The organism is Vibrio sp. L3-7, assembly GCF_963898195.1.
Classification (GTDB): Bacteria; Pseudomonadota; Gammaproteobacteria; order Enterobacterales; family Vibrionaceae; genus Vibrio; species Vibrio echinoideorum.
Genome location: NZ_CAWQUW010000001.1, coordinates 353769 through 379289, shown reverse-complemented (window position 1 = coordinate 379289; position 25521 = coordinate 353769). Strand labels below are relative to the sequence as shown.

Genomic DNA, 25521 nt, shown 5'->3' with positions numbered 1-25521 from the left:
TGTTCGTTCGATTAGATTAGATGCGTTTTTCGATGATACCACCACCAAGACATACCTCATCTTGGTAGAAAACAGCCGACTGGCCTGGCGTTACAGCTATTTGTGGCTCATCGAAGATAACCTTAATGTTATCATCGTCAATTGGGATGATTGTACAAGGAATATCGGTTTGACGGTAACGTGTTTTTACCGTGCATGTCATAACTTCAGTAATTGGTGTGCGATTAACCCAATGAAGCTGAGAAGCAAACAAACCCTCTGATTTAAGAAGCGGGTGATCTTTACCTTGAACCGCGATCAGAACGTTACGCTTAAGATCTTTTTCACCAACAAACCATGGTTCTTCGTTACCGCCGCCACCTTTAGTGCCGCCAATATGAAGACCTTTACGTTGACCCAAAGTGTGGTACATCAAGCCTTGGTGTTGACCAATCACTTGACCGTCTGGCGTCTCGATATTACCTGGTTGAGCCGGTAGGTATTTGCCCAAGAACTCAGTGAACTTACGCTCACCGATAAAGCAGATACCGGTGGAGTCTTTTTTCTTCGCAGTGATCAAGTCTTGCTCTTCAGCAATACGGCGCACTTCAGGCTTCTCTAATTCACCCACAGGGAATAGGCTGCGTGCCACTTGATCTGAACTTAGCGTGTATAGGAAATAGCTTTGGTCTTTATTGCCATCTAGGCCACGTAGCATTTGTGGTTTCACGCCAGCGTCTAGCTCTTTTTGAGTAGGGAAAGTACGACGAACGTAGTGGCCCATTGCGATGTAGTCTGCGTCTAGCACTTCATCAGCAAATTCTAAGAAAGCTTTGAATTTGATTTCTTTGTTACAAAGAATATCTGGGTTTGGTGTACGACCCGCTTTGTATTCTTCAAGGAAGTATTCAAAAACGTTGTCCCAGTATTCAGCAGCAAAGTTGATAGTGTGAAGGTGGATACCTAATTTGTCACATACCGCTTGAGCGTCAGCAAGGTCTTCAGCAGCTGTACAGTATTCTTCGTTATCGTCTTCTTCCCAGTTTTTCATGAAAAGGCCTTCTACCTGATAGCCTTGTTGCTGAAGAAGATACGCCGATACTGACGAATCTACACCGCCGGACATACCGACAATTACTTTCTTTTCGCTGTTTCCAGAGCTGATATCTGACATGTCTAAACACCGTTACTAATACTTGGTCGCAGATTCTAACAGAAAGAGAAACGCCGTGACAGATCCGAGACCGGAATCACAGTTTCATTTGCACAAATAGTGCGCTGACTTTGTTAGATAATTGCATGAGAGCGAGGTGACTCACTAGGATGTCAGAAGTATATGTGGCATAGTCGCTCGAAATCCAAGCCCTGAGATGAAAAAATGTCTGAACAAAATGAATTTATGCAAGAAGCCGAGTTGATCGAAATTATTGAAAATCAACTTGAAGATGGCCAACCAGCTAAAGTGAAGGAAACACTGATGCGTTTGGTAATGACAGGCACGTCTCGTGAAGACGCTGTAGCGGCTATGGCATGTGCACTTGCGCTTGAAGTATTTGATGTAATGAAAAATGGCGCCGAGTTCAATCAAAAGCGTTATGCAGAGCATTTGGGTATGCTGCCTGATTTAAGCTTTATGGACGGCGAATAAAAAAATAGCACAGCAAACGTTTGCTATAGTTTGAAAGATTGCCGCGTTAAATATTGCGCGGTAGAATCCGCCACCTATTTCCCCTTGACTTAGACTAGCCTTATGAAATTCCCTGGACAACGTAAATCAAAGCACTATTTTCCGGTTCACGCTCGTGATCCATTAGTGAGCCAAGCTCAAACAAGCAAAAGAATGTCACGCACTCATATTATAGGTATTGACCAAACGTTGGTGGATATCGAGGCAAAAGTGAATTCTGAGCTGATTGAAAAATATGGCTTAAGTAAGGGACATTCGCTAGTCATCGGCGATGAAGCTGCAGAGTCTTTATATCAAGAATTAAAAGAGCAGTGCTTAATTACCAATGAATATGCTGGTGGCACTATCGGCAACACATTACACAACTACTCAGTATTGGCCGATGACCGTTCAACACTACTAGGTGTAATGAGCCAAGATATTAAGATTGGTAGCTATGGTTACCGTTATTTATGTAATACATCAAGCAGAATGGATCTGAACCATTTACAAGGGGTAGATGGCGCAATTGGTCGCTGTTTTGCATTAATTACTGAAGACGGTGAACGTACTTTCGCTATTAGTGAAGGGCAAATGAACCAACTAAAACCAGAGAGCATTCCTGAAAAAATCTTCAAAAGTGCTTCTGCTTTAGTCTTAACAGCTTATTTAGTGCGTTGTAAACCAGGCGATCCAATGCCTGAAGCAACAATGAAAGCTATCGAATACGCGAAGAAATACGATGTACCCGTTGTATTAACGCTAGGTACTAAGTTCGTTATTCAAGACGATCCTGAGTTTTGGAAACACTTCCTTGAGCAACACGTAACCGTTGTAGCAATGAATGAAGATGAAGCCGAAGCGTTAACTGGTGAGAGCGATCCACTTGCTGCTTCAGACAAAGCACTAGAGTGGGTAGACTTAGTTCTATGTACTTCTGGCCCGGTCGGCCTATTTATGGCTGGTTATACTGAAGACGCCGTGAAGCGTGAAACCTCATTACCGTTGCTACCAGGTTCTATTGCTGAGTTTAACCGTTACGAGTTTAGCCGTCCTGCGCATAAAAACTTATGTGATAACCCAACGAAAATCTATTCGCACATTGCACCTTATATGGGTGGCCCAGAAAAGATTAAGAATACCAATGGTGCAGGTGATGCTGCGTTATCTGCTTTATTGCATGATATGGCTGCAAATAAATATCATAAAGAAAACGTGCCTAACTCAAGTAAGCATCAACATTCCTTCTTGACGTATTCATCTTTCTCGCAAGTTTGTAAATATTCAAACCGCGCAAGTTATGAAGTGTTAGTTCAACACTCTCCACGTTTATCTCGTGGACTTCCTGAAAGAGAAGATAGCCTAGAAGAAGCTTACTGGGAAAGATAAGACGTTGTACTTATCAAATGAACTTCTCTGTTTATTAAGTACGCTGCTGTGTTTATCAAAGCCAGTAACGAATAACAAAATATAAAAAAGGCTCCGAAAGGAGCCTTTTTTGTTTCTGAATATATTGAAGCCGTAAATAATACTTTGGTCGACTTAAATATTAATTCTATTGCTTAGTGTGTTATTGATTATTCACTTAGCAAACTTGATGCCTTAAAGAGCAAACTCTTCTAGAGATTTACCAGCATCTAGTTGTTCTTGGATAGCTGAAGGCGTACGACCTTGACCTGTCCAAGTTTTCTCGTCGCCGTTTGCATCTACATATTTGTATTTAGCTGGGCGAGGAGCGCGTTTAGCTTTTGTTGTTTTAGATTTTGCTTCACCAGAAAGTGCAGCAATAAGATCTGCAACATCAATTCCGTCTTTTGCAATTTGTTCAGCGATAGCAGATAGCTTAGCTTCTTGCTCTGCTTTAGCAGCACGTTCTTCAGCTTCAGACTCTTGACGCTCTTGTACAACAATAGTCAGCTTGTCTAGCGCTTCTTCAAGTTGCTCAAGAGTTAATTCACGTGAGAATGCACGAAGGCTACGGATATTTAATAAAGTTTTTGTTAATTCAGACATGATATTTCCCATCAAGGTAAACTAAATAATCCTCCTAATAATAAACAGAGCCTAGGAATAAAACAAATAGTATTTCTTCTATTAGATACTTAAATAAAGAAGTGAGATGAATAGTTGAAAATCAAAAGGCAAATTTCAGTGAATTTATAATAATTATTAAGAATCTCTTAAAAACTGATATGTGACTGGTGGAGTAATTGCCTTTTATTGGCTATTCTTCTATTGATTACTTCATTAACAAAAAACTATTTTTGTCGGAATGATATGTTGCATTGTTGCTCTTGATGGGTACAATTGCGGCTACCTGATGCGAGGCTTTGGTTGATTTGTTGTTAAACTTTGGTTTCAACGGTTAATAATGTTATCGCACGTAGAGGTGCAATTATAAAGAGTAGTTTTCGTTGGGGTGATGCCAATGAACGGGAATGAAAGGTGTAATTGCCGAAGTAAATTGTATATCTAAGCAATTTGCTGGGGTTGTACTCAATAGGTACAACACTGCCATAGTCTTAATTTTAAACTATGGAGCGCTACTGTAGGGTTGGGTGAAGTGTTCACTTCCCTTTCGCTTAGTTCAACATGGGCTTGGTAATTCGTATCAAGTTTGTCTGCAGTAGATCTCTAGCCAAATAAAAAACTGGTTTTTGAAGATCATGAATTTAATAGATTTTGCAACATCGCCTTTATCTTTACTTCCGCCCCTTGTGGCCTTAAGTCTTGCTATTGTTACCCGCCGTGTATTGGTTTCTTTGGGTGTCGGTATCATCATGGGTGCGATTCTACTTGCTGATTACTCAGTAGGGAGCGCAGCTAGCTACGTGTTTACCAAAGCATCTGGTGTTTTCATCGAAGATGGTGGTATTAACACTTGGAACATGAGCATCGTTGCTTTCCTAATTATCCTTGGAATGACAACGGCATTATTAACACTATCTGGCGGTACTCGCGCATTCGCTGAGTGGGCTCAGTCTCGTGTTAAGAGCAAACGTGGTTCAAAACTACTTGCTGCCTTCTTAGGCGTATTCATCTTTGTTGATGATTACTTCAACAGTTTAGCGGTAGGTGCTATCTCTCGCCCTGTAACAGACCGTTTCTACGTATCTCGCGCTAAGCTTGCTTATATCCTAGATTCTACTGCTGCTCCTATGTGTGTGATCATGCCTGCATCTAGCTGGGGTGCTTACATCATTACTATCATTGGCGGCATCTTAGTGACACACGGCGTGACAGAGTATTCTGCGCTGGGTGCTTACGTTCGCCTTATCCCAATGAACTTCTACGCTGTTTTTGCTCTGTTAATGGTATTTGCCGTTGCATGGTTTGGTCTAGACGTTGGTAAGATGCGTGAGCATGAGATCGAAGCGTCTCAAGGCCGTGGCTTTGACGGTGATAATGACCAAAAGCAAGCTCACGATCTGAACGAAGAGCTAGACATTAAAGAGAGCGAAAACGGTTCAGTTTCTGATCTTGTGATGCCAATTGTGTCGTTAATCGTAGCAACCATTGCTGCAATGCTTTACACCGGTGGTCAAGCGCTCACAGCTGACGGTCAAGCTTTTAACCTTCTTGGTGCATTTGAAAATACAGATGTAGGTAAATCTCTTGTTTACGGTGGTGTTATCGGTTTACTAGTTGCATTAGCGACAGTATTCAAACAGAAGCTGCCTATGGCTGATATCGCAAGAACGATGTGGATCGGTGCAAGCTCTATGTTTGGCGCTATCCTGATTCTTGTATTTGCATGGACGATCGGCTCTGTAATCGGCGACATGAAAACCGGTTCTTACCTATCATCTCTTGCGACAGGCAACATTGATTACCACTGGCTACCCGTTATCTTGTTCCTTCTTGCTGGTCTGATGGCATTCTCGACAGGTACTTCATGGGGTACGTTCGGTATCATGCTTCCTATCGCGGGTGACATGGCTGCAGCCTCTGACATCGCGCTAATTCTGCCTATGTTAAGTGCGGTTCTAGCGGGTTCTGTATTTGGCGACCATTGCTCCCCAATCTCAGACACAACGATTCTATCTTCTACAGGTGCTCGTTGTAACCATATTGACCACGTATCGACTCAGCTTCCTTACGCGTTGTCTGTGGCGTTCGTATCGTGTATCGGCTTCATCACTCTAGGTATGACATCATCAACTGGCATTGCATTCGGCGCGGCGTCTCTAACGTTTGTTGCTGTATGTTTTGCATTAGCTTATTTCTCTCGCTGTAAAATGGCGACGTGCAAAAGCTAATCATCATCTGATTGAATAATGAAAAGGGAGGCTGCGGCTTCCCTTTTTTGTGCCTGTTAAATTAATTTGAACTTTAGTGAAAAAAGTTCGAATAAATGGTTGAAAAAGGATGTCAGCTTAGTTAGTGTGGAGACAAGACAGCAAACAACCTAAGAGCCGATAAGTATGCGTAAATTAGTAATGAACATTCATCACCATCATCACCCTATCTAGTCTTTCGGGGAGATTTACGTATACCCGGGAGCAAGAATTCTCCCGGAGGTTAAGTCAAAGAATTTAGATTTAAACCCTCGGGATGACAGAGTCTTCCGAGGGTTTTTTAGTTTTAGCGCTTTTAAATAATCAATAAATTCAAATATTTGCACAGGGATACAGCAATGCAGACACAACGCCTAAGAATCGCAATTCAAAAGAAAGGTCGCTTAAGTAAAGAGTGCCAAGATTTACTTAAAAAATGTGGTGTTAAATTTAACATCATGGGTGAGCAGCTAGTTGTTCATTCACTAAATATGCCAATCGACTTGTTACTGGTTCGTGATGATGACATCCCAGGTCTTATCATGGACGGTGTAGTTGACCTAGGTTTCATTGGTGAGAATGAACTAGAAGAAGTTCGCTTAGACCGTATCGCTCTAAACGAGCCATCGCAATTCAGCACTCTACGCCGCTTAGATTTCGGTGGTTGCCGCCTTTCTATCGCTATCAACAAAGATGAAGAATACAACGGCCCACAAGATCTTGCGGGTAAACGTATTGCGACAACCTACCCACAACTACTTAAAGCCTACATGGACGAGCAGGGTGTTGAATTCAGCACTTGTATGCTAACAGGTTCGGTTGAAGTTGCTCCTCGTGCAGGTCTAGCTGACGCTATCGCAGATTTGGTTTCTACAGGCGCTACGCTAGAAGCGAACGGCCTGAAAGAAACGGAAGTTATCTTCCAATCTAAAGCAACTCTGATTCAACGCACCGGCGAATTTGATGCAGACAAAATAGCATTGATTGAAAAACTACTGACTCGTATGCAGGGTGTTCAACAAGCGAAAGAGTCTAAGTACATCATGCTTCACGCGCCAACGTCTCAGCTAGAGCAAATCAAAGCGCTATTGCCTGGAGCTGAAGATCCTACTGTTCTTCCTCTATCTACAGACAAAGACAAAGTTGCGGTTCACTTAGTCAGCACTGAGAACTTGTTCTGGGAAACTATGGAACAGCTTAAAGAGTTGGGTGCAAGCTCGATTCTAGTATTACCAATCGAAAAAATGATGGGGTAGTGACGATGAGAACCGTTGTTTGGCAATCTTTAAGTGAATCACAGCAAGACTCGGTATTAGAGCGTCCAGCTATTACTGAAGGTGCAAACATCACAGCGATTGTTTCTGATGTTATTGCAAAAGTAAAAAATGAAGGCGATGCAGCACTTAAAGAACTGACTGAGAAGTTCGACCGTGTGACTCCAGATTCCATTCGAGTGGGTTCGAATGAGATTGAAGAGGCGTGTGCTCGCTTAACACCAGAAATGAAGCAAGCGCTAGAACAAGCTTATAGCAATATAGCTAAGTTCCACGAAGCTCAGAAACCTCAGCCAATCAAGGTTGAAACGCAACCCGGTGTTGTTTGTGAGCAGGTAACGCGTGCGATTAATACTGTTGGACTTTATATCCCAGGTGGCAGTGCGCCACTTCCGTCAACGGTTCTTATGTTAGGTGTACCTGCTCAAATCGCGGGTTGTCGTAAAGTTGTGCTTTGTTCACCACCGCCAATCGCCGATGAAATATTGTATGTCGCTAAGCTTTGTAAAATCGACGAGGTTTACAATGTCGGTGGTGGTCAAGCGGTCGCTGCAATGGCTTACGGTACAGAGAGTGTCTCTAAAGTAGATAAAATTTTCGGGCCTGGTAATGCGTACGTCACTGAAGCTAAACGCCAAGTGAGTAACGACTTCCGTGGTGCTGCGATTGATATGCCGGCAGGCCCATCGGAGGTGATGGTGATTGCCGATGAAACAGCCGATGCTGACTTCATTGCTGCTGATCTACTGAGCCAAGCTGAACACGGCCCTGATTCTCAGGTTGTATTGGTAACACCATCGCCAGTTATTGCCGATCAAGTAACTGATGCGGTACAAAAACAACTGAAAGAATTGTCTCGCGCTAACATCGCTCAGCAAGCATTAGCATCTAGCTTGATTATCATTGCTGAATCGATCACTCAAGCCATCGCTATTTCGAATTTCTACGGCCCTGAGCACTTGATTGTTCAAACCAAGAACCCACGTGAATTACTGCCATTGCTGGATAATGCGGGGTCTATCTTCCTGGGTGACTGGTCTCCTGAATCTGCAGGTGATTATGCATCAGGTACAAACCACGTATTGCCAACTTACGGTTACACCAAAACGTATTCGAGCTTAGGTTTAGCAGATTTCTCTAAACGTATGACAGTACAAGAACTAACAGCCGATGGCTTGAAAGGCCTAGCGCCAACGGTAGTTACAATGGCGGAAGCCGAAGGTTTGGATGCGCACAAACGTGCTGTGACCATCCGAATTGAAAAGTTAAATAAAGCGAAATAAGGGTAGGGCATGGAAAAGTTAGCAAGAAAACAAGTTCAGGCTCTTACACCTTACTTGTCTGCAAGACGCATTGGTGGCAGCGGAGATGTGTGGCTAAACGCTAACGAGTCTCCGTTTGATAACGAGTACAACCTAAACTTGTCTCGTCTAAATCGCTACAGCGAGTGCCAGCCTAAAGAGCTGATCGATGCTTACGCTCAATATGCAGGCGTGAAATCAGAGCAAACGCTGACCACTCGTGGCGCTGACGAAGGTATCGAACTTTTGATTCGAGCTTTCTGCGAGCCGAACGAAGACTCGATTCTGTACTGCCCTCCGACTTACGGTATGTATGCTATCAGTGCCGAGACGATTGGTGTTGAGCGCAAGGTTGTGCCTTTAACGGCTGAATGGCAATTGAATCTTCCTGCTATTGAAGCTCAACTAGATAACGTGAAAGTAGTGTTTGTTTGTAGCCCAAACAACCCAACTGGTAACTTGGTTGATCGCAAAGACATCGTCAAACTGCTTGAAATGACGCAAGACAAAGCGATTGTGGTGATGGATGAAGCGTATATCGATTTCTGTCCAGAAGCGTCAACGGTCGACTTGCTTGAGCAATACCCGAACCTTGCGATTCTGCGTACCTTGTCGAAAGCTTTTGCTCTGGCGGGTTTACGTTGTGGCTTTACGCTGGCGAACAAAGCGCTTATCGATGTACTGTTGAAAGTGATTGCGCCTTACCCAGTTCCAATTCCAGTTGCTGATATTGCTGTTCAAGCGCTTTCTGAACAAGGGCTTGCGCGAGCGAAGTTCCAAGTTTTGGATTTAAGTGCTAACCGAGCGTATTTGCAGGCGGGTCTATTAGGCATGCCTCAAGTGACGGTATTTGATGGTTGGGGTAACTACCTGCTGGTTAAATTCCCGAACGGCGATGAGTTGTTCAAAGCGGCATGGGACACGGGCATCATCTTGCGCAATTCGCCAATTGAAGACTGTGTTCGTATTAGTATTGGTAACCGCGAAGAGTGCGAAAAGACACTTGGATTTATTCGTAACTTTTTTCAGTAACGAAAGGCTTACCATTAATAACATTTGTCAGTCTGAGTTGATTAAAAACAGACTGGCAAATGAAACCAATATTTTGGGTTAGCGTTTGATTTTAGCTAGGCCAGCAGATTTAAAATTAAAAGGAAGTTCAAGTGAGTAAACAACAGAAAATACTTTTTATAGACCGTGATGGCACCTTAATTGTTGAGCCGCCAGTCGACTTTCAAGTAGACCGTTTAGACAAACTAAAATTCGAACCGCTAGTGATCCCTAGCCTACTGGCATTGCAAGATGCGGGTTACCGTTTAGTGATGGTGACTAACCAAGATGGTCTAGGCACAGATAGCTACCCACAAGAAGAGTTCGATGCTCCGCACAATATGATGATGGAGTTCTTTGAGTCTCAAGGCGTTAAGTTTGACGACGTGCTTATTTGCCCTCACTTTGACGAAGACAACTGCTCTTGCCGTAAGCCTAAACTGGGTATGGTTAAAGAATACCTACAAGGCGGCAAAGTCGACTTCCAACACTCTGTTGTCATTGGCGATCGAATGACGGATCTTCAACTTGCAGAAAACATGGCAATCCGCGGCATTCAATACGGCCCGGATGCAGAAACGGAAGGCACACTCAACTGGCCACAGATCGTTAAAGATTTAACGGTTAATGCTCGTGTTGCTGAAGTGGTTCGTACAACGAAAGAAACTGACATTAAGGTAGCCGTAAACCTTGATGAAACCGGTGGTAACAAGATCGATACTGGCATGGGTTTCTTCGATCATATGCTTGATCAAATCGCGACACACGGCGGTTTCCAGATGAACCTGACTGTGAAGGGCGACCTACACATTGATGATCACCACACAATCGAAGACACCGCTCTTGCTTTAGGCCAAGCACTTAAAGATGCATTAGGCGACAAACGTGGTATCGGCCGTTTCGGTTTCAGCTTGCCTATGGATGAGTGTTTAGCTCAGTGTGCTTTAGACCTATCTGGTCGTCCGTACCTAAAATTTGATGCTAAGTTTAGCCGCGAGCAAGTGGGTGACCTTTCTACGGAGATGGTGGTTCACTTCTTCCGTTCTTTAACCGATACACTGGCTTGTACATTGCACCTTTCTTCAGCTGGCAATAATGATCACCACATTATTGAGAGCCTGTTCAAAGCGTTTGGTCGTACTCTTCGTCAAGCAATCAAAGTTGAAGGTAATGAGTTACCAAGCAGCAAAGGCGTTCTGTAAGGCTAACGTTAGCAAGGAAAAACAATGAAAGATCAAAAAGTCGTTATTATTGATACTGGTTGTGCCAACGTTTCCTCAGTGAAGTTTGCTATTGAACGCCTGGGCTATACAGTTGAAATTTCAAAAGAACCAAAAGTTGTTCTTGCTGCCGACAAGCTATTCCTACCAGGAGTGGGTACAGCAAGTGAGGCAATGAAGAACCTACAAGAGCGTGACCTTGTTACCCTTGTGAAGCAAGTAGAGAAGCCTTTGCTTGGTATCTGTTTAGGTATGCAATTGCTTGGCAAACTGTCTCAAGAGAAAGGCCAAAAAGCTGACGAGTTAGTTGAATGCTTAGGATTGTGTGATGGTGAAGTTCGTTTACTTGAAACGGGTGATTTGCCATTACCACACATGGGTTGGAATACAGTAACCGCGACACCTAACCATCCTCTATTCAAAGGCATTGAAGAGGGCGAGTACTTCTACTTTGTACACAGCTTCGCAATGCCAGTGGGTGGCTATACCATCGCACAATGTGATTACGGCAATCCGTTCACTGCCGCAGTGCAAAGTGGCAACTATTACGGTGTTCAGTTCCACCCAGAACGTTCGTCAAAAGCTGGCTCTAAGCTGATTCAGAACTTCTTGGAATTGTAATAAGGATTAGGCAGCGGCTACCGTTGCCATATAAGGAATGTAAATGATTATTCCCGCGTTAGATTTAATTGAAGGCCAAGTTGTTCGCTTATTCCAAGGGGATTACGGGCAAGTAACAGAATATAAAGTCGATCCAGCAGAGCAGTTCAACTTGTACCACCAAGCAGGCGCAGGCTGGCTTCACCTTGTCGACTTAACTGGCGCTAAAGATACGACTGCTCGTCAGTTGGACTTAATCGCTAAGCTGCTTGCAAGCACACCAGCAAATATCCAAATTGGCGGTGGCGTTCGTAACGAGCAAGACGTGGTCGACCTACTTGAAGCTGGCGCGCAGCGCGTTGTTGTTGGTTCAACGGCGGTTAAACAACCTGAACTTGTTAAAGGTTGGATGGAAAAGTACGGCGCTGAAAAAATAGTGCTTGCTCTAGACATCAACATTGACGAAAACGGCACACGTAAAGTAGCGATTTCAGGCTGGCAAGAAGACTCCGGCGTGACTATTGAAGCACTGATTGAAGACTATCTGACCGTTGGTCTAAAACACGTTCTGTGTACTGATATTTCTCGCGATGGCACGTTAGAAGGATCAAACGTGGAACTCTACGTTGACCTTTGTAAGCAGTACCCACAAGTGCAATTCCAATCATCGGGCGGCATTGGCAGCCTAGCTGACATCGAGGCACTAAAAGGCAGCGGCGTTGCTGGTGTGATTGTTGGTCGCGCACTACTAGATGGTAAGTTCACCGCAGAGGAGGCATTTGCATGTTGGCAAAGCGAATAATCCCTTGTTTGGATGTCCGTGACGGACAAGTGGTTAAGGGCGTTCAGTTCCGTAACCATGAAATTATTGGCGACATCGTTCCGCTAGCACAACGCTATGCAGAAGAGGGTGCTGATGAATTAGTATTTTACGATATCACCGCATCAAGCGATGGCCGTGTGGTCGATAAGAGCTGGGTGAAACGCGTAGCAGAAGTGATTGATATTCCTTTCTGTGTGGCTGGTGGTATTAAGTCAGCAGAAGATGCAGCGCGCATTCTTGAATTTGGTGCGGATAAAGTATCCATCAACTCGCCTGCATTGGCTAACCCGCAACTGATTACTGACCTTGCTGATAAATTTGGCGTGCAGTGTATTGTTGTTGGCATCGATTCATACTTCGATAAAGAAACCGGTAAATATCAGGTTTACCAGTTCACTGGCGATGAAGCGCGCACTAAAGCAACCAAGTGGGAAACCAAAGATTGGGTGCAGGAAGTACAAAAGCGTGGTGCAGGTGAAATTGTGTTGAACATGATGAACCAAGATGGCGTTCGCAACGGCTACGACATTGATCAGTTAAACATGGTACGCGAAGTGTGTAATGTACCTTTGATTGCGTCTGGCGGCGCAGGTGCAATGGAGCATTTTGCGGAAGCTTACAAAAAAACAAACGTGGATGGAGCACTAGCGGCATCGGTATTCCACAAACAAGTCATCAATATTGGTGAACTTAAACAATATTTAAAACAACAAGATGTAGAGGTGCGACTATGAGTTTTGAACCAGTCAGTTTGTCAAAAACAGAAGTAGGCGCATTATCAGAGCGTATTGATTGGGATAAAGTAGGTGGTTTAGTGCCTGCTATCGTTCAAGATTACCAATCTAGCCAAGTGTTGATGATGGGATACATGAACCCAGCAGCGCTTGAGAAAACAGGTGAAACAGGCCAAGTGACGTTCTTCTCTCGAACAAAAGAACGTTTATGGACCAAAGGTGAAACGTCGGGCAACGTATTACAACTGCAAAACATGTCGTTGGACTGCGATAACGATACTTTGCTTGTTAAGGTGAATCCCATTGGCCCAACGTGTCATACCGGTACAACAACGTGTTGGGACGCAGACAAGCAAGATGAAACACAGATGGTGTGGCTTCATCAGCTTGAGCAGCTATTGGCTGCCCGCAAGGACGCAGACCCTGAGTCTTCTTACACTGCCAGCTTATATGCCCGCGGCACCAAGCGTATTTCGCAGAAAGTGGGTGAAGAAGGCGTTGAAGTCGCGCTTGCGGCGACGTCGGGCGATAAGGCGGAATTAGTGTGTGAATCAGCAGATTTGATTTACCACTTGATGGTCCTGTTGCAAGACCAAGGTTTGTCTATGAACGATGTGGTGAATAAGCTTAAAGAGCGTCATAAGTAAGCTCTCTTTAGATAAATAGACCATGTAAAAGACAAATAAAAGCCCCGTAAACGCTAACGTTTTCGGGGCTTTTTAATGCTTAAACTTCCTACGTTGCTCTTTGAATTTATGAGTTTTTTATTCCGAAGAGCCTAGGCGAGAGCTAGAATCTCTTTTCTTAATCCGACTTCCGAATCTGCGTCTTAGCCGCAGCACTTCTTATATTTCTTACCGCTACCACAAATACACGGATCATTGCGGCCGATTTTAAAGCTTTCAACCGTTTGGTTTAGACGCGGGTCAATTTCTGGCTCTGATCGTTCTTCTTGTTCATCTTCTTGCTCAGGGAAGGTGCCATCAATGTAATACCAAAAACCGTCTTCACGAACAAAGCGCGAACGTTCTTGCATACAGAACTGCTCAGCACCGTCGTTAAAGTAAGCTTTAAACTCAACAAAGCCTTCGTTCTCATGTGAACCTGCGGCAGTCTCGATGACTTCTAAGCCCGCCCAATCACTATCTATGGATTCGGCAATACCCTCTCTCTGCGCTTCTGCATTACAGCTTGGATGGTAAGTTGCAACCACGTAGTCAACTAACCCCAACACGTGTGCAGAATAACGTGAGCGCATCAATTGCTCCGGTGTTTCAACAGCACGATGATTAAGGTGTCCAGATTTGCAGCACAGTTGGTAAGTGTTTTTGCTACCGCATGGGCATAAAGGCATAGTCAGATCCTGTAAAAATGGCCTCTATTAAGAGGCCATAAATGAATGCGTTGGAGTTTAACAAGAAACAATCGCTCACCAAAGCTTAGTTTCTATTGACGCAGCAATGTGAAGTGAACTATTTCAACGAAGGTGATAACAGCTCTTGAGCCCAAGTAGTCGCTTCATCATAAGCTTGACCGAGTTCCGCTTCACTTAGCTTGAGAAGTTTACGAATGCGTGTTGCTTCGTCCCAGCGAGCTTGTTCATACGCAATGACCATTGCCATAATGGCGCCCAAGACACCTTTTCGTTGAATCAGAGCTTGCTTGATCTCTTCATCGATTGGTACTGAGTCTAAGACCTGCTGTAACGGTTGGTCAAAGAGTGAATCAAGTAGAGAGAACATACCGGTCAAAAAGGCTTGTCCGGGTTCTACTTTTACATTCATCTTTTCTACTAAGAGTTCACACTGACGAGCACGCAGTACCGCTAAACCATAGAGTGAATCGGGTTTATCTTCTTTCGCAGATGCAATCGCTACCAGTGAAACGAACTTACGTAGCTTTTGTTCTCCAAGGTAAATAAGCGCTTGGCGAAATGAACGGATAGTCGTTGCTGAGCCGCCTGCGGAGTTTACATACGCAAGTACTTTATAAGAAAGCGTCACATCGAGTGTGATCAGGCGTTCCACTTCACCAAAATCAATGGGATCGTGAGCTATTTCTTTTAACAGCTGAACGATGGTCAAAAAGGCAGGGTTTAGAGCGCGAGTTTGAATCATTTCCGGCTTGCTGAAGAAATACCCTTGAAAATAGGTGAACCCGGCTTGTTTAGCCTCTTGATATTCGTCATAAGTCTCAACTTTCTCGGCAAGAAACTGGATATTCAACTCTTTCATAGCGCTCATGAACATCGACGCTTTGGTAATTGAGATCAAGCGAATATCAAATTTAATGATAGACACGTACGGCAAGAAACGTTTCCATGCTTTGCTCGGCACAAAGTCGTCCAATGCGATGGTATAACCCGCATCGTAAATAGTTTTGATCGCTTCAAGCAATTCGTCCGTAGGCTCGCAATCTTCAAGAACCTCAACCACGAGGCTTTCTTTCGGAAATAGGGTAGGGACTAAGTTAATCAGGCTTGCATAGGGAAAATTCACGAATCCTAGCTTATCACCAAGAGTATTATAGTGAGTCGATAGGAAGTGATCGGAAAGCAAGCGGCTTGTAGCGAGTTCCGGTTCTACTTCAGGGAAAGTATTCTTAGGACCATCCCTGAATAGCAACTCGTAACCTATGGTTTTCTTGTCAGCATCGAGTATTGGCTGACGCGCTACATATGAATATTTCAACTTGGTACTGTGTTCGGTTTAGTTCTGATAAAGAGATAATAGCTAATTCGAGGGAAATTACCATCTACAATCTCAGAAAGTCTGACCCATCATAATAATCAATGTGAAACTTTAAGAGTGATGCTGAAAGCTATTGCTAAACTCGCGATTCTGTAGTTCAAAACTTTGCGGAGTGAACACCAGCACTGAGCCTTGAGTGTACCAATCGCCCAGTACGATACGGGTTTTAGTGCAATGGTTAGCAGTGAAAGTGTGGATGTTTGGACGATGTGTATGGCCATGGATCATTAAATCGACATTGTTACGTTCCATCACATCTTCGACTTCTTGTTGTGTTACATCCATGATGTCCAAAGACTTAGTTTGCTTGTCATCTTTGATATCAGACTGAACCTTAGAGACGATTTTCTTTTTGATGAAGAAAGGAATTCGATTGAAGACCCATTGCAACCAAGGTTGGTGTACTTTTTCACGGAAGGCGAGATACTTTACATCTTCGGTACACAAGGTATCACCATGTAACACGACCGCTTTTGTTCCGTAGATATCGATAGTTGATACTTCGTCTAAGAGTTGCACGCCAGTTTGTTTTGCAAATTTTTTACCGACTAAAAAGTCACGGTTACCCTGAGTGAAATAGCAAGGCACGCCGGATTTAACTAAATCGATAAAGGTTTGGCGAATAGAAGTGGCGAAATCACTGGTATCGTCATCACCAATCCAGAATTCGAAAAGGTCACCTAATACGTAGAGTGCATCCGCTTCTACCGCTTCGTTCTTCATGAAAGTGAGGAAGCAGTCGGTGATGTCTTGTCGTGACGGTGCAAGGTGCAGATCTGATATAAAATATGTTTTCATAGGTCTAAAAAAAGGGAGCGATTCGCTCCCTATATCCTGATTTTATCGGGTCATCAATTATTAATACTAATCGAAAGCGATGAATTAAGCTTCGATTGTAGTACCAGTGATGATCACTTCTTCTAGAGGTACATCTTGGTGCATACCCATAGAACCAGTGCTAACACCTTTGATCTTGTTTACGATGTCCATGCCTTCAACAACTTCTGCGAATACACAGTAGCCCCAACCGTCTAGGCTTTCGCTACGGAAGTTTAGGAAAGAGTTGTCGTTAACGTTGATGAAGAACTGAGAGCTCGCTGAATGCGGTTCCATAGTACGAGCCATTGCTAACGTACCAACTTTGTTCGCTAGGCCGTTGTTTGCTTCGTTCTTGATAGTCGCACGAGTTGTTTTTTCTTTAAGGCCAGAAGTCATGCCGCCGCCTTGAACCATGAAACCATCGATAACACGGTGAAATAGCGTGTTGTCGTAAAAACCGTCACGGCAATACTGTAGGAAGTTTGCGCTTGTTTCTGGTGCTTTTTCTTCGTTAAGTTGAACTTTGATGTCACCAAAATTTGTGTGAAGGATGATCATGATTGTTACCTTACTGTCTTTTTAATATGAAGTTCGAATTCTAGCGCATGTTGGCGGACTTTCAAATCACCAAATCATTAACTTAACTTGGTTGTTTGAGGTAATTACTGCTTTGGGGGATTACCTAATAACGCATGAATTGATATACTTGCCCTCTTATTTTGATTAATACACAAATATAGATAGAGATCATGCTAAAAATTTATAACACACTCACAAGACAGAAAGAGGAATTCAAACCAATTACAGCTGGCAAAGTCGGCATGTATGTCTGTGGGGTAACCATCTACGATCTCTGTCACATTGGTCATGGCCGTACGTTCGTTTCTTTCGACGTAGTAACTCGTTACCTTCGTTACCTTGGTTACGATTTAAACTTCGTTCGTAACATCACTGATATCGATGACAAGATCATCAAGCGTGCTAATGAAAACGGCGAATCTTGCGATTCTCTAACCGAGCGTCTGATCGGTGAAATGCACGCAGATTTTGATGCATTGAACATGAAGCGCCCAGATGTAGAGCCTCGCGCAACAGAATTCATTACAGAGATCATTGAGTTAGTAGAAAAGCTGATTCAACGTGGCTTTGCTTACGTAGCAAGTAACGGTGATGTGATGTTCGAAGTTAAAAAATTCGACGAATACGGTAAGCTTTCAAAGCAAGACCTAGATCAGCTTCAAGCTGGTGCTCGTGTTGATATCGATTCTGCAAAACGTAGCCCGTTAGACTTTGTTCTTTGGAAGATGTCTAAGCCAGGTGAACCTACGTGGGAATCGCCATGGGGTCCAGGTCGTCCAGGTTGGCACATCGAATGTTCAGCAATGAACTCTTCGATTCTTGGTAATCACTTCGATATCCACGGTGGTGGTTCCGATCTACAGTTCCCACACCACGAAAACGAAATCGCACAGTCTTGCTGTGCACACGGCACTCAGTATGTAAATACTTGGATGCACAGTGGCATGGTGATGGTCGACAGAGAGAAGATGTCTAAATCTCTAGGTAACTTCTTCACTATCCGCGATGTACTGCAGCATTACGATGCAGAAACCGTGCGTTACTTCTTAATGTCTGGTCACTACCGTAGCCAACTGAACTACAGCGAAGATAACCTAAACCAAGCTCGAGCATCGCTAGAGCGTCTGTATACATCACTTCGCGGCTTAGACCTAACAGCAGCTCCGGCTGGTGGTCAAGAGTATGTAACTCGTTTTTCTACAGCGATGAACGATGATTTCAACACACCTGAAGCTTATTCAGTGCTGTTTGAAATGGCTCGTGAAATTAACCGTATCAAGACTGAAAGCATTGAAAAAGCAAGCGCTCTCGGTGCATTGATGCGTGAACTTGCCGACATCATCGGTATTCTTCATCAAGATCCAGAAGCTTTCCTTAAAGGTGATGCTGCTGGTAATGACGATGAAGTAGCAGAAATCGAAGGCTTTATTAAGCTACGTAATGATTCTCGCGCTTCTAAGGATTGGGCTAACGCCGACCTTGCACGTGATAAGCTCAATGAGCTAGGCATTGTTCTGGAAGATGGTCCAGAAGGCACGACTTGGCGTCGTAAGTAAACTTTATAAAAAGGGCTGATTTTCAGCCCTTTTTTCTAGCAAAAATTCTTTAGTTTCACCTTTGCTTTTATCTTCAACTTTTAATTAACAGGAATATTTCTGTGGCTCAGATGTATTTTTATTACTCGGCAATGAATGCGGGTAAATCAACAACGCTTCTTCAATCTTCTTTTAACTATCAAGAGCGTGGTATGACGCCAGTGATCTTTACCGCAGCGTTAGATGACCGCTATGGTATTGGTAAAGTGAGCTCACGAATTGGTCTGCAATCTGAAGCTCAACTGTTTAAAAGCGACACTAATATGTTTGACGCTATCCAAAAACTTAATGAAGAAGAAAAGCGTCATTGTGTTTTGATCGATGAGTGTCAGTTCTTGTCGAAAGAACAGGTGTACCAACTAACAGAAGTGGTTGATAAACTGCATATCCCTGTGCTTTGCTACGGTTTGCGTACTGATTTCTTAGGTGAGTTGTTTGAAGGTAGCCGTTACTTATTATCTTGGGCAGACAAATTGGTTGAGCTTAAAACGATTTGTCACTGTGGCCGTAAAGCTAATATGGTAATCCGTACCGACGAGCATGGTGTAGCGATTGCTGAAGGTGATCAAGTGGCCATCGGTGGTAATGACCAATATGTTTCTGCTTGCCGTCTGCACTACAAAGAAGCGTTAGGTAAATAAACGGCTCTTTGGTTGATTTTGCTTAGAGAGCAAAACAAAGATTAGCAATCTAAAGTAAAAAGCTAAGAATAATAAACGGTGGCCAAGTGCCACCGTTTTTGTTTTCTGAAACGGACTATTACGTTACTTAAAGCTTTATTCGAAACCCAGTTTCTTCAATGCTTGGTAAGCATGGTCTACGTCATCAGGGATTGGCATTTCAATCTGAAACCCTTTGGCTGGGTATGATTTGATTCGTTCAAAATCAGCAATTAGAGCGCCTAGCACCATGTCTAACGGTAACTCTTCATTAAAGTAATCGACCCAGTCTTGCCATTGTGAAGTGACTTGAATCTCGGTCACTTGATCAGGCCACTGTTTACTGAATGTCGCGTAGGTACGTTTTTCCATAAAGGGCTTTTGTACTAAGGTCAGTCGCTTTGGTGACAGTCCACGTTCTGTAAGCAGGTCATAGGTAAAACGTACATTTTCACCGGTATTGGTCGCATGCTTCTCAATAATAATGTCTGAGTTTGGTACGCCACTGTCTCGTGCGATCGCTGCGAATGTTTCGGCCTCTGAACGTTCGAAACTCTCTTCAGTAAAGCGTCCCACACCGCCAGAAAATACGATGTAAGGCGCCACTCCTTGGTGATAGAGCTCGGCTGCGTATTCAGCAACTCGAGTATCGTTACTGCACAATACAAAAATACAGTCTGAAGGCACAATCTTGTGACCCATCGACATGAAGTTCCAAAGGGTGTCGACCGAGCGATGTAGCTTGGTCGTAGAGTTCTTTACAGGTTGCTTAGTGACAGATTGTTTAGTCATAAAGAGCGTCCAATGTAGAATCGAATTTAAACGAGTAACCTAAACCGAGGATCTTTTTAGAAGAGATCAGCTTGTCTGGGGTGTCGACAACCGGAGGGAGTGGCTCGCTGCTATTGGCACTTTTTAGCGCTGCCGCATAGAACTCCGCCTTACTCACTGTATTGGGTGTGGTGACATTAACGATTTCATTGTGTAGTTGATTGATCGCGAAATCGACCGCACCAATCGCATCATCAAGGTGAAGTATGTTGGCTGGTGCTTGAGAGCTGACCTGCTTTAACTTGCTTGCGAACCGAGATGGGTGACGACTAGGGCCTATTAGCCCACTGAAGCGAAGAATGGTGTAATCGATGCCTGAATCCATCACTAATTGTTCAGCTTGAAGCATTACTCGTGCATTGTCCGAAAATGCAGATGCTTGCTCGTTTGCTGAAGTCGAAAGAGTGAGTGATGCATCTTGCTCGCACAGAACTCCGGGCTTGGTTGGGTATACCGTCGTTGAACTGACCATGATGAGCTTTTTCACGTTTGCCTTTTGACAAGCATTAGTGAGTTGCTGCCAATAATCGGCGTACTCCGCACCAGCACCTTTTCTAAAGCCGGGAGGAAAGCTACCAATGACTATTTCAGTGTTGCTTTCTAGTAGGAGTGAATAAAGTTGGCCAATAGAGTGTTCAGGTTGTATTGAATCAAAACTGAATACTTCACAAGGAATGCGTTCATTACCAATAGCGTCAGCGCCAGTTTGGGTGGTTTTCGTCACGACGACTTGGTTACCATGTTTGACGAGATGTTCAGACAAGGGGGCACCAACCCATCCTGCACCAACAATAAATATAGAAGCCATGTGTTCCTCACAACTGCAAATGATGGATTTATGATAATACCAATCGTAGTAACTAACTGGTCATCCTAGCTTGTTAAAAATCTTGATAACTTCGTTAGAATTTTTACTTGTAGAATAACTACTTATCTAACCTACTTGGAGAAAAGAGCTTCCTTGTTCTCGAGCTTTTTTCCTACGCTATTTCTGCTCAGTTACTCACTGTGATTGGTATAAGCCTAACAAACCTTTGGCCAAAAATGAAAAAACTCCACGGCCGAAGCGAGTGGAGTTTTTACTAGAACAATGGAGCTTTAATTTAGTACGCGAAGTAGTTTGTCTGCGCGCTCTGCCATCTGTATACCTTCATCTGTTAGGTAGCCGCCGTCTGGCTGAGTGCAAAGGTTCTTTTCAAATAAGCGCTTAACAGCGTCTTGAGTTTCTTGAGCCGCTTCTTGATGTACTTTAATACCAGTAGCTGCGCTACTTACATCAAATTTAAGAAGAAGATTTAAATCAGCAATATGTTCAGCGTTGTACTTCATAAATTAACCTATATATTCATAACGTTCTCTACCTTCACCTTAGTGTGCATTCACAGCTCAATCAATAGCAAATAAAGAGAATTGATAAGTGATACCAAATTGAATGATTAATCATCGAATGATAAGTTTATTTTGGTTGTGCTGGGTGATTTGTGCCCACTTAAATCATGAATGATGTTTATTGCTAAGAGGTTGTAATATATTGTGTAAAGAGAAATATATTGCATTGAGCGAATATTGACAAAAAAGGATATGCATCAGTGAAAGCGAACAAAGTAGCATTAGTTATTAGTATGCTATTTGCTATCGCAGGGTGTCAGAGCACACCCTCAGAGCAGACAGACGCGAACCAAACAACAAACAACAATAATGAATCTACAACCGAGGTTCGTTCTTTCCAGTCTGTTCAAAGCGTTTATTCCCAATGGGAAATTAAGCTAGAAGATCATGCTAAGTTGTCTCTCTATGCACCTGAGAATTACCACGAGTTGCTAGACGCGTGGGATGATGCTGAAAATATTTATGCAGATTTGTTGAAAGACGAGAGCCGACTGACGAAAAGCTATTCGATCTTTTCGAGCTTAACTTATGCAGAAGCCTTTGATGAAAAAATTGCTTTGATCAAATCAAACTATGATTCGATTTTGGTTTTGAAGAAAAAGGCCGACCGAGTGCTAGCCGATTCTATCGTGCAAATGGATTATCTTAAGTACCTTGGCGCTGACACCATGTTTACATCGAGCTATAAGAGGCTGTATTCAGAATACAGCGAGTTGTTCGAATATGTGCTTGTCGATGAGCTGGAAGATGCCCAAGAAGCTCAGATCGAATTTCTAGATAATGCCCGCTTGTTAGAGGTTAAAGTTGCTCATAAGAAATACATTGAACCTTTGAAGAACGAGCTGGAATTCTTGGAAGACGAAGACTTTGATGATGTGGTTCCATTGACGTTTGCGAAGGCGGCTTCTCAAATAGCATTGGCAGAAAGCCAAGTGAAAGCGAGTCCTCGTAAAAAATCGATTATCGAAGATGCCGTTGATGCTGCAGAATTTGAATTGAACCATGTGCGTAGTGTTGCTCACGAAGTAAGAGTGCTTGCGAGCGTAAAAGGTGATCGATTTGAGCAATCGGTTTTGAATGCCGAGAATCAATTGTTGAGCATTTCGCAAGTGATCAATGATGAAGATTATCGTGACGTTGTCTTGCGCTTACAATCTCAGAAAATTGTGACGAGCGTTAAAGCATTAAAAAGCTCCGATATGACCGCACTATTGAAGTCAGAGATCGAAGCGTTGACTGAACAGTTAGCTAAGTTGGATAACGAGAATCAGAAGCAGGCACAACAGTTGTCTGAGGCGACTAAGCGCGGTGAATTTTTAAATGAGCAGGTTACCAAGAGTGATGCTCATATAAAGAGCTTAGAAGAGCTGGTGGATAGTTTGAAAGGCTTGGGTGGCAAGGTTGCCAGTGAAAGTGATTCCGATCTAACTCCTTCTAGCGTTGAATCTAACCTTGAAGATTCGGCTTTAGAGCAATCATCAGAAGAAGTGATAGAACCTTCGGTTTAGCATAACTAATGTCTTTATTTGTGACTGACTTAAAAGCGCCTGCGGGCGCTTTTTTACGTTCTGTTGATCTATGTCAAAATCTGAAAATAAAAGCTTTCCAAATCCCACTATAGTGTACGCTATTCTTTTGGTTTTAACGTAACTTGTTGATATTTATAGATGTGTTGTTTTTGTTGTTGATAAGTTCTCATTCATCAGAGTTTTCTATTTACTACTAAAGTCGTATGAAATTTGAATATCATTGAAGGTTTGCTGTTTTATGCGTTGTTAGAGAGAATTGGGGCATAAAATAGCCCTTGAATTCAGAAATGAAAGAGAGGATTATCGCGCTCCCGACAACATGTTTCAAAATGTAAACCATCATGAATCTAAACCAATTTGACTCATTATTACCGCCACAAATGGCTGAGCGCGCTGCAGATATCGGCGTAGGTAAAGCAACTAAAGATCCAATCAAATCTCTTCTCCTCGCTATTTCAGCTGGTATACATATCGGCATTGCGTTTGTGTTCTACACCATAGTAACCACTGGTGCCGGTGATTTGCCGTGGGGCATTACTCGCTTATTGGGTGGCCTTGCCTTTAGCTTGGGCTTGATCCTCGTTGTTGTGACTGGTGGCGAACTATTTACAAGTTCGGTTTTAACGTTAGTGGCGAGAGCGAGCGGCAAAATCAGCTGGTATACCCTAATGAAGAACTGGGCAACAGTTTATATAGGTAACTTGATTGGTGCTCTGCTGTTGGTTGCATGCATGCTTCTGACAAAACAGTATATGTTTGATCACGGCCAAGTGGGTTTAAATGCGATGGCTATATCCCAACACAAAATGCACCATGATTTTATCCAAGCCGTCGCGCTAGGCATCATGTGTAATGTTTTGGTTTGTATTGCGGTATGGATGACATTCAGTGGTCGTACACTGACAGACAAAATTGCGGTGATGATTTTACCTGTAGCGATGTTCGTATCGGCTGGTTTTGAGCACTGTATTGCGAATATGTTCCAAGTGCCATTGGCTATCGGCATCAAAACATTTGCTCCAGCTGAATTCTGGACAATGACGGGTGCTAACCCAGCGGATTACGTTGATTTGAACATGATGGACTTTTTGATGAACAATCTGCTACCCGTTACTCTAGGTAACATTATTGGTGGCGGCATCTTTGTTGGAATGTGGTATTGGCTGATCTACTTGCGCGATTAATCCAGTTTATGCGATAGGTTTAGTTCACGCGACAAATTCAATTTACGCAACTAAATCATATTACGTGATTCGTTTAGACTCAGTGATTACGCTGAACTGACTTATTACATTCAAAAGACGGTCTGCATTGCAGGCCGTTTTTTCTTTGTGGAAAACCTCTGCTTTGACGTCTTAATTTATCATGTGAATACTCAATAACACTGGTTTGGCAAGTGTATATATGTCTTTGAAATTGCCCAAAGATCATTGTGAATGATCTTTTGTCGAATCTAAGTGGCCAAAAAAGGATCTATATTGATTTGGTTATCCACAGTTTCTGTGGATAACCTGTTTCAAATTCAGTGAGTAACCAGATCCTAATGAAGGAAAGAGGCTAATTAGATGGCTGTATTCGAGCAAGAACTCGACCTTCTTTTGTCAGGGATGTTTTCAACGCTAAGTGAAGTGAGAGCGCCAAAGAACAACTCATCATCACGAAAATAGCCAGCATGATCATCAGTTGGTATTTGATCGCAATCATCGGTGAGGCGCCCCCGAGAATTTGTCCTGTCATCATGCCAGGTAGCGTCACTAAGCCTGTTGTTGCCATAGAAGCCATAATAGGAGACATCGCCTTTTGTATTGCATTACGTACAAAGGGAGCCGCCGCGTAGTTTGGAGAAGCGCCTAACGCGATTGCTGCTTCGTATTCTGATTTCTGTGTATCAAAAGCCCCAAACAAGTTCTGCAATGCCACAATATTACTGCTCAAGCTATTTCCCAATAGCATTCCTGCAATAGGGATAAGATATTGCGCGTTTAAAATCGGTGTTGGTTTAATAATAAAGAAGCAGATAAACATGACTACGGGTACACACGTCACAGCAAGACTCACCGCTACAGGGGCTAAAAGTAGATTTTTCGGTAGCTTTGATTTTTCAACAATTGAGCTTGCTCCTACGATTATCATCGCGAATAACCACAATAAATTGATCCACAAACTGTTCAGAGTGAACAAATACTCTAGATAAAGTCCGACAAGAAATAGTTGCACAGCCATGCGGAAAATACTGATAAAAGCTTCTTTACCAAGGCCGAGTTTCAGCTTGTGATTTATCCCTACGGGAAGTATGAGAAGTGTACTGAATAACAACAACTGCCACCAAGATATATCAATAACGTCTTGCATAGTGCTTCCTTTTAAGTGGATAGACATCATATCTGAAAGAGCCAAATGATGCATTTCGGCTTCATCGCTGCCTACTCAAAAAGCATTCAATTCT

At 43.2% G+C, this 25521-nt stretch carries 25 protein-coding genes, 1 riboswitch and 1 other annotated feature; of the genes, 15 read left to right on the top strand and 10 right to left on the bottom strand.

Annotated elements, in window-relative coordinates:
- Nucleotides 1–16 precede the first annotated feature (16 nt).
- Nucleotides 17–1153 (bottom strand): tRNA 2-thiouridine(34) synthase MnmA, encoded by a 1137-nt coding sequence (gene mnmA, locus AACW75_RS01775; protein ID WP_145568163.1) that lies wholly within the window; start codon nucleotides 1151–1153, stop codon nucleotides 17–19.
- A 204-nt stretch (nucleotides 1154–1357) separates the two neighbouring features.
- Here mnmA and AACW75_RS01770 point away from each other — a divergent pair, with 204 nt between their 5' ends.
- Both AACW75_RS01770 and AACW75_RS01765 read left to right on the top strand, forming a co-directional pair.
- Nucleotides 1358–1627 carry a hypothetical protein gene (locus AACW75_RS01770; protein ID WP_145568164.1) on the top strand — a complete coding sequence of 90 codons (270 nt, stop codon included), beginning with the start codon at nucleotides 1358–1360 and terminating at the stop codon, nucleotides 1625–1627.
- A 102-nt stretch (nucleotides 1628–1729) separates the two neighbouring features.
- The gene (locus tag AACW75_RS01765) at nucleotides 1730–3034 is read left to right on the top strand and encodes an inosine/guanosine kinase (protein ID WP_145568165.1); all 1305 of its coding nucleotides are present in this window, start codon (nucleotides 1730–1732) and stop codon (nucleotides 3032–3034) included.
- Between the two features lie 213 nt (nucleotides 3035–3247).
- Here the strand turns inward: AACW75_RS01765 and AACW75_RS01760 are convergent, their stop codons facing one another.
- Nucleotides 3248–3658 (bottom strand): H-NS family histone-like protein, encoded by a 411-nt coding sequence (locus AACW75_RS01760; protein WP_004734569.1) that lies wholly within the window; start codon nucleotides 3656–3658, stop codon nucleotides 3248–3250.
- Nucleotides 3659–4021: 363 nt separating this feature from the next.
- Nucleotides 4022–4199: riboswitch (Lysine riboswitch) on the top strand.
- Nucleotides 4200–4311: 112 nt separating this feature from the next.
- Here AACW75_RS01760 and AACW75_RS01755 point away from each other — a divergent pair.
- The 9 genes from AACW75_RS01755 (at nucleotide 4312) to hisIE (ending at nucleotide 13571) form a co-directional block, all read left to right on the top strand.
- Entirely contained in the window at nucleotides 4312–5904 is a 1593-nt protein-coding gene (locus tag AACW75_RS01755; protein WP_029224815.1) for a Na+/H+ antiporter NhaC family protein, read from the top strand.
- 188 nt (nucleotides 5905–6092) lie between these two features.
- Nucleotides 6093–6228 (top strand) — a sequence feature (His leader region).
- Between the two features lie 53 nt (nucleotides 6229–6281).
- A complete protein-coding gene (gene hisG, locus AACW75_RS01750; protein WP_029224816.1) occupies nucleotides 6282–7178 on the top strand; it encodes an ATP phosphoribosyltransferase in 897 nt (298 codons plus the stop codon).
- On the top strand, nucleotides 7178–8479 hold the full coding sequence (gene hisD, locus AACW75_RS01745) for a histidinol dehydrogenase (protein ID WP_145568166.1): 1302 nt from the start codon (nucleotides 7178–7180) through the stop codon (nucleotides 8477–8479). Before hisG ends, hisD begins: the two co-directional genes overlap by 1 nt.
- A 9-nt stretch (nucleotides 8480–8488) precedes the next feature.
- Complete coding sequence (hisC, locus tag AACW75_RS01740) at nucleotides 8489–9529, top strand: histidinol-phosphate transaminase (RefSeq protein WP_102494321.1); 1041 nt, start codon at nucleotides 8489–8491, stop codon at nucleotides 9527–9529.
- 131 nt (nucleotides 9530–9660) lie between these two features.
- A complete protein-coding gene (hisB, locus tag AACW75_RS01735) occupies nucleotides 9661–10749 on the top strand; it encodes a bifunctional histidinol-phosphatase/imidazoleglycerol-phosphate dehydratase HisB (RefSeq protein ID WP_004734574.1) in 1089 nt (362 codons plus the stop codon).
- Nucleotides 10750–10773: 24 nt separating this feature from the next.
- The gene (hisH, locus tag AACW75_RS01730; RefSeq protein ID WP_145568167.1) at nucleotides 10774–11388 is read left to right on the top strand and encodes an imidazole glycerol phosphate synthase subunit HisH; all 615 of its coding nucleotides are present in this window, start codon (nucleotides 10774–10776) and stop codon (nucleotides 11386–11388) included.
- A 43-nt stretch (nucleotides 11389–11431) separates the two neighbouring features.
- Complete coding sequence (gene hisA / locus AACW75_RS01725) at nucleotides 11432–12169, top strand: 1-(5-phosphoribosyl)-5-[(5-phosphoribosylamino)methylideneamino]imidazole-4-carboxamide isomerase (protein ID WP_017073339.1); 738 nt, start codon at nucleotides 11432–11434, stop codon at nucleotides 12167–12169.
- Nucleotides 12151–12924 (top strand): imidazole glycerol phosphate synthase subunit HisF, encoded by a 774-nt coding sequence (gene hisF / locus AACW75_RS01720; RefSeq protein WP_017060270.1) that lies wholly within the window; start codon nucleotides 12151–12153, stop codon nucleotides 12922–12924. The genes hisA and hisF overlap by 19 nt, the downstream gene beginning before the upstream one ends.
- Complete coding sequence (hisIE, locus tag AACW75_RS01715; RefSeq protein WP_017073340.1) at nucleotides 12921–13571, top strand: bifunctional phosphoribosyl-AMP cyclohydrolase/phosphoribosyl-ATP diphosphatase HisIE; 651 nt, start codon at nucleotides 12921–12923, stop codon at nucleotides 13569–13571. The genes hisF and hisIE overlap by 4 nt, the downstream gene beginning before the upstream one ends.
- Nucleotides 13572–13753: 182 nt before the next feature.
- Here the strand turns inward: hisIE and AACW75_RS01710 are convergent, their stop codons facing one another.
- The 4 genes from AACW75_RS01710 to AACW75_RS01695 all read right to left on the bottom strand — a co-directional run bounded on the left by AACW75_RS01710 (nucleotide 13754) and on the right by AACW75_RS01695 (nucleotide 17051).
- A complete protein-coding gene (locus tag AACW75_RS01710; RefSeq protein ID WP_145568168.1) occupies nucleotides 13754–14278 on the bottom strand; it encodes a YchJ family protein in 525 nt (174 codons plus the stop codon).
- Between the two features lie 118 nt (nucleotides 14279–14396).
- Nucleotides 14397–15614: an EAL and HDOD domain-containing protein gene (locus AACW75_RS01705; RefSeq protein WP_017073342.1), complete on the bottom strand. Its 1218-nt coding sequence runs from the start codon at nucleotides 15612–15614 to the stop codon at nucleotides 14397–14399.
- A gap of 111 nt (nucleotides 15615–15725) precedes the next feature.
- Nucleotides 15726–16472 carry a UDP-2,3-diacylglucosamine diphosphatase gene (gene lpxH, locus AACW75_RS01700; protein ID WP_135456587.1) on the bottom strand — a complete coding sequence of 249 codons (747 nt, stop codon included), beginning with the start codon at nucleotides 16470–16472 and terminating at the stop codon, nucleotides 15726–15728.
- 84 nt (nucleotides 16473–16556) lie between these two features.
- Nucleotides 16557–17051, bottom strand: coding sequence for a peptidylprolyl isomerase (locus AACW75_RS01695; RefSeq protein ID WP_004734582.1), 495 nt, complete (start codon nucleotides 17049–17051; stop codon nucleotides 16557–16559).
- A gap of 191 nt (nucleotides 17052–17242) precedes the next feature.
- On the opposite strand from AACW75_RS01695, the gene cysS reads away from it, so the two are divergent.
- Nucleotides 17243–18628 carry a cysteine--tRNA ligase gene (gene cysS / locus AACW75_RS01690; protein WP_017073344.1) on the top strand — a complete coding sequence of 462 codons (1386 nt, stop codon included), beginning with the start codon at nucleotides 17243–17245 and terminating at the stop codon, nucleotides 18626–18628.
- Nucleotides 18629–18729: 101 nt separating this feature from the next.
- Nucleotides 18730–19308 (top strand): thymidine kinase, encoded by a 579-nt coding sequence (locus AACW75_RS01685; RefSeq protein WP_017109910.1) that lies wholly within the window; start codon nucleotides 18730–18732, stop codon nucleotides 19306–19308.
- A 135-nt stretch (nucleotides 19309–19443) separates the two neighbouring features.
- Here the strand turns inward: AACW75_RS01685 and AACW75_RS01680 are convergent, their stop codons facing one another.
- From AACW75_RS01680 to AACW75_RS01670, 3 genes are all read right to left on the bottom strand, one after another.
- Nucleotides 19444–20118, bottom strand: a complete 675-nt coding sequence (locus AACW75_RS01680; protein WP_135456583.1) for a YdcF family protein — start codon at nucleotides 20116–20118, stop codon at nucleotides 19444–19446.
- A complete protein-coding gene (locus AACW75_RS01675; protein WP_237297371.1) occupies nucleotides 20111–20965 on the bottom strand; it encodes an NAD(P)H-binding protein in 855 nt (284 codons plus the stop codon). The genes AACW75_RS01680 and AACW75_RS01675 overlap by 8 nt, the downstream gene beginning before the upstream one ends.
- A gap of 290 nt (nucleotides 20966–21255) precedes the next feature.
- Nucleotides 21256–21486 carry a TIGR02647 family protein gene (locus AACW75_RS01670; protein ID WP_017073347.1) on the bottom strand — a complete coding sequence of 77 codons (231 nt, stop codon included), beginning with the start codon at nucleotides 21484–21486 and terminating at the stop codon, nucleotides 21256–21258.
- Between the two features lie 260 nt (nucleotides 21487–21746).
- Here AACW75_RS01670 and AACW75_RS01665 point away from each other — a divergent pair, with 260 nt between their 5' ends.
- Both AACW75_RS01665 and focA read left to right on the top strand, forming a co-directional pair.
- Complete coding sequence (locus tag AACW75_RS01665) at nucleotides 21747–23054, top strand: ATPase (RefSeq protein WP_145568170.1); 1308 nt, start codon at nucleotides 21747–21749, stop codon at nucleotides 23052–23054.
- A gap of 362 nt (nucleotides 23055–23416) precedes the next feature.
- On the top strand, nucleotides 23417–24259 hold the full coding sequence (focA, locus tag AACW75_RS01660) for a formate transporter FocA (RefSeq protein WP_017073348.1): 843 nt from the start codon (nucleotides 23417–23419) through the stop codon (nucleotides 24257–24259).
- 373 nt (nucleotides 24260–24632) lie between these two features.
- Here the strand turns inward: focA and AACW75_RS01655 are convergent, their stop codons facing one another.
- Nucleotides 24633–25427, bottom strand: a complete 795-nt coding sequence (locus AACW75_RS01655; protein ID WP_017073349.1) for an ABC transporter permease — start codon at nucleotides 25425–25427, stop codon at nucleotides 24633–24635.
- Between the last annotated feature and the right edge of the window lie 94 nt (nucleotides 25428–25521).

What these genes read in the sequence shown, in the direction of transcription:
- mnmA (WP_145568163.1), bottom strand. Translation starts at nt 1,153, where the DNA reads ATGTCAGATATCAGCTCTGGAAACAGCGAAAAGAAAGTAATTGTCGGT.
- AACW75_RS01770 (WP_145568164.1), top strand. Translation starts at nt 1,358, where the DNA reads ATGTCTGAACAAAATGAATTTATGCAAGAAGCCGAGTTGATCGAAATT.
- AACW75_RS01765 (WP_145568165.1), top strand. Translation starts at nt 1,730, where the DNA reads ATGAAATTCCCTGGACAACGTAAATCAAAGCACTATTTTCCGGTTCAC.
- AACW75_RS01760 (WP_004734569.1), bottom strand. Translation starts at nt 3,658, where the DNA reads ATGTCTGAATTAACAAAAACTTTATTAAATATCCGTAGCCTTCGTGCA.
- AACW75_RS01755 (WP_029224815.1), top strand. Translation starts at nt 4,312, where the DNA reads ATGAATTTAATAGATTTTGCAACATCGCCTTTATCTTTACTTCCGCCC.
- hisG (WP_029224816.1), top strand. Translation starts at nt 6,282, where the DNA reads ATGCAGACACAACGCCTAAGAATCGCAATTCAAAAGAAAGGTCGCTTA.
- hisC (WP_102494321.1), top strand. Translation starts at nt 8,489, where the DNA reads ATGGAAAAGTTAGCAAGAAAACAAGTTCAGGCTCTTACACCTTACTTG.
- hisH (WP_145568167.1), top strand. Translation starts at nt 10,774, where the DNA reads ATGAAAGATCAAAAAGTCGTTATTATTGATACTGGTTGTGCCAACGTT.
- hisA (WP_017073339.1), top strand. Translation starts at nt 11,432, where the DNA reads ATGATTATTCCCGCGTTAGATTTAATTGAAGGCCAAGTTGTTCGCTTA.
- hisF (WP_017060270.1), top strand. Translation starts at nt 12,151, where the DNA reads ATGTTGGCAAAGCGAATAATCCCTTGTTTGGATGTCCGTGACGGACAA.
- hisIE (WP_017073340.1), top strand. Translation starts at nt 12,921, where the DNA reads ATGAGTTTTGAACCAGTCAGTTTGTCAAAAACAGAAGTAGGCGCATTA.
- AACW75_RS01710 (WP_145568168.1), bottom strand. Translation starts at nt 14,278, where the DNA reads ATGCCTTTATGCCCATGCGGTAGCAAAAACACTTACCAACTGTGCTGC.
- lpxH (WP_135456587.1), bottom strand. Translation starts at nt 16,472, where the DNA reads ATGAAAACATATTTTATATCAGATCTGCACCTTGCACCGTCACGACAA.
- AACW75_RS01695 (WP_004734582.1), bottom strand. Translation starts at nt 17,051, where the DNA reads ATGATCATCCTTCACACAAATTTTGGTGACATCAAAGTTCAACTTAAC.
- cysS (WP_017073344.1), top strand. Translation starts at nt 17,243, where the DNA reads ATGCTAAAAATTTATAACACACTCACAAGACAGAAAGAGGAATTCAAA.
- AACW75_RS01680 (WP_135456583.1), bottom strand. Translation starts at nt 20,118, where the DNA reads ATGACTAAACAATCTGTCACTAAGCAACCTGTAAAGAACTCTACGACC.
- AACW75_RS01675 (WP_237297371.1), bottom strand. Translation starts at nt 20,965, where the DNA reads ATGGCTTCTATATTTATTGTTGGTGCAGGATGGGTTGGTGCCCCCTTG.
- AACW75_RS01670 (WP_017073347.1), bottom strand. Translation starts at nt 21,486, where the DNA reads ATGAAGTACAACGCTGAACATATTGCTGATTTAAATCTTCTTCTTAAA.
- focA (WP_017073348.1), top strand. Translation starts at nt 23,417, where the DNA reads ATGAATCTAAACCAATTTGACTCATTATTACCGCCACAAATGGCTGAG.
- AACW75_RS01655 (WP_017073349.1), bottom strand. Translation starts at nt 25,427, where the DNA reads ATGCAAGACGTTATTGATATATCTTGGTGGCAGTTGTTGTTATTCAGT.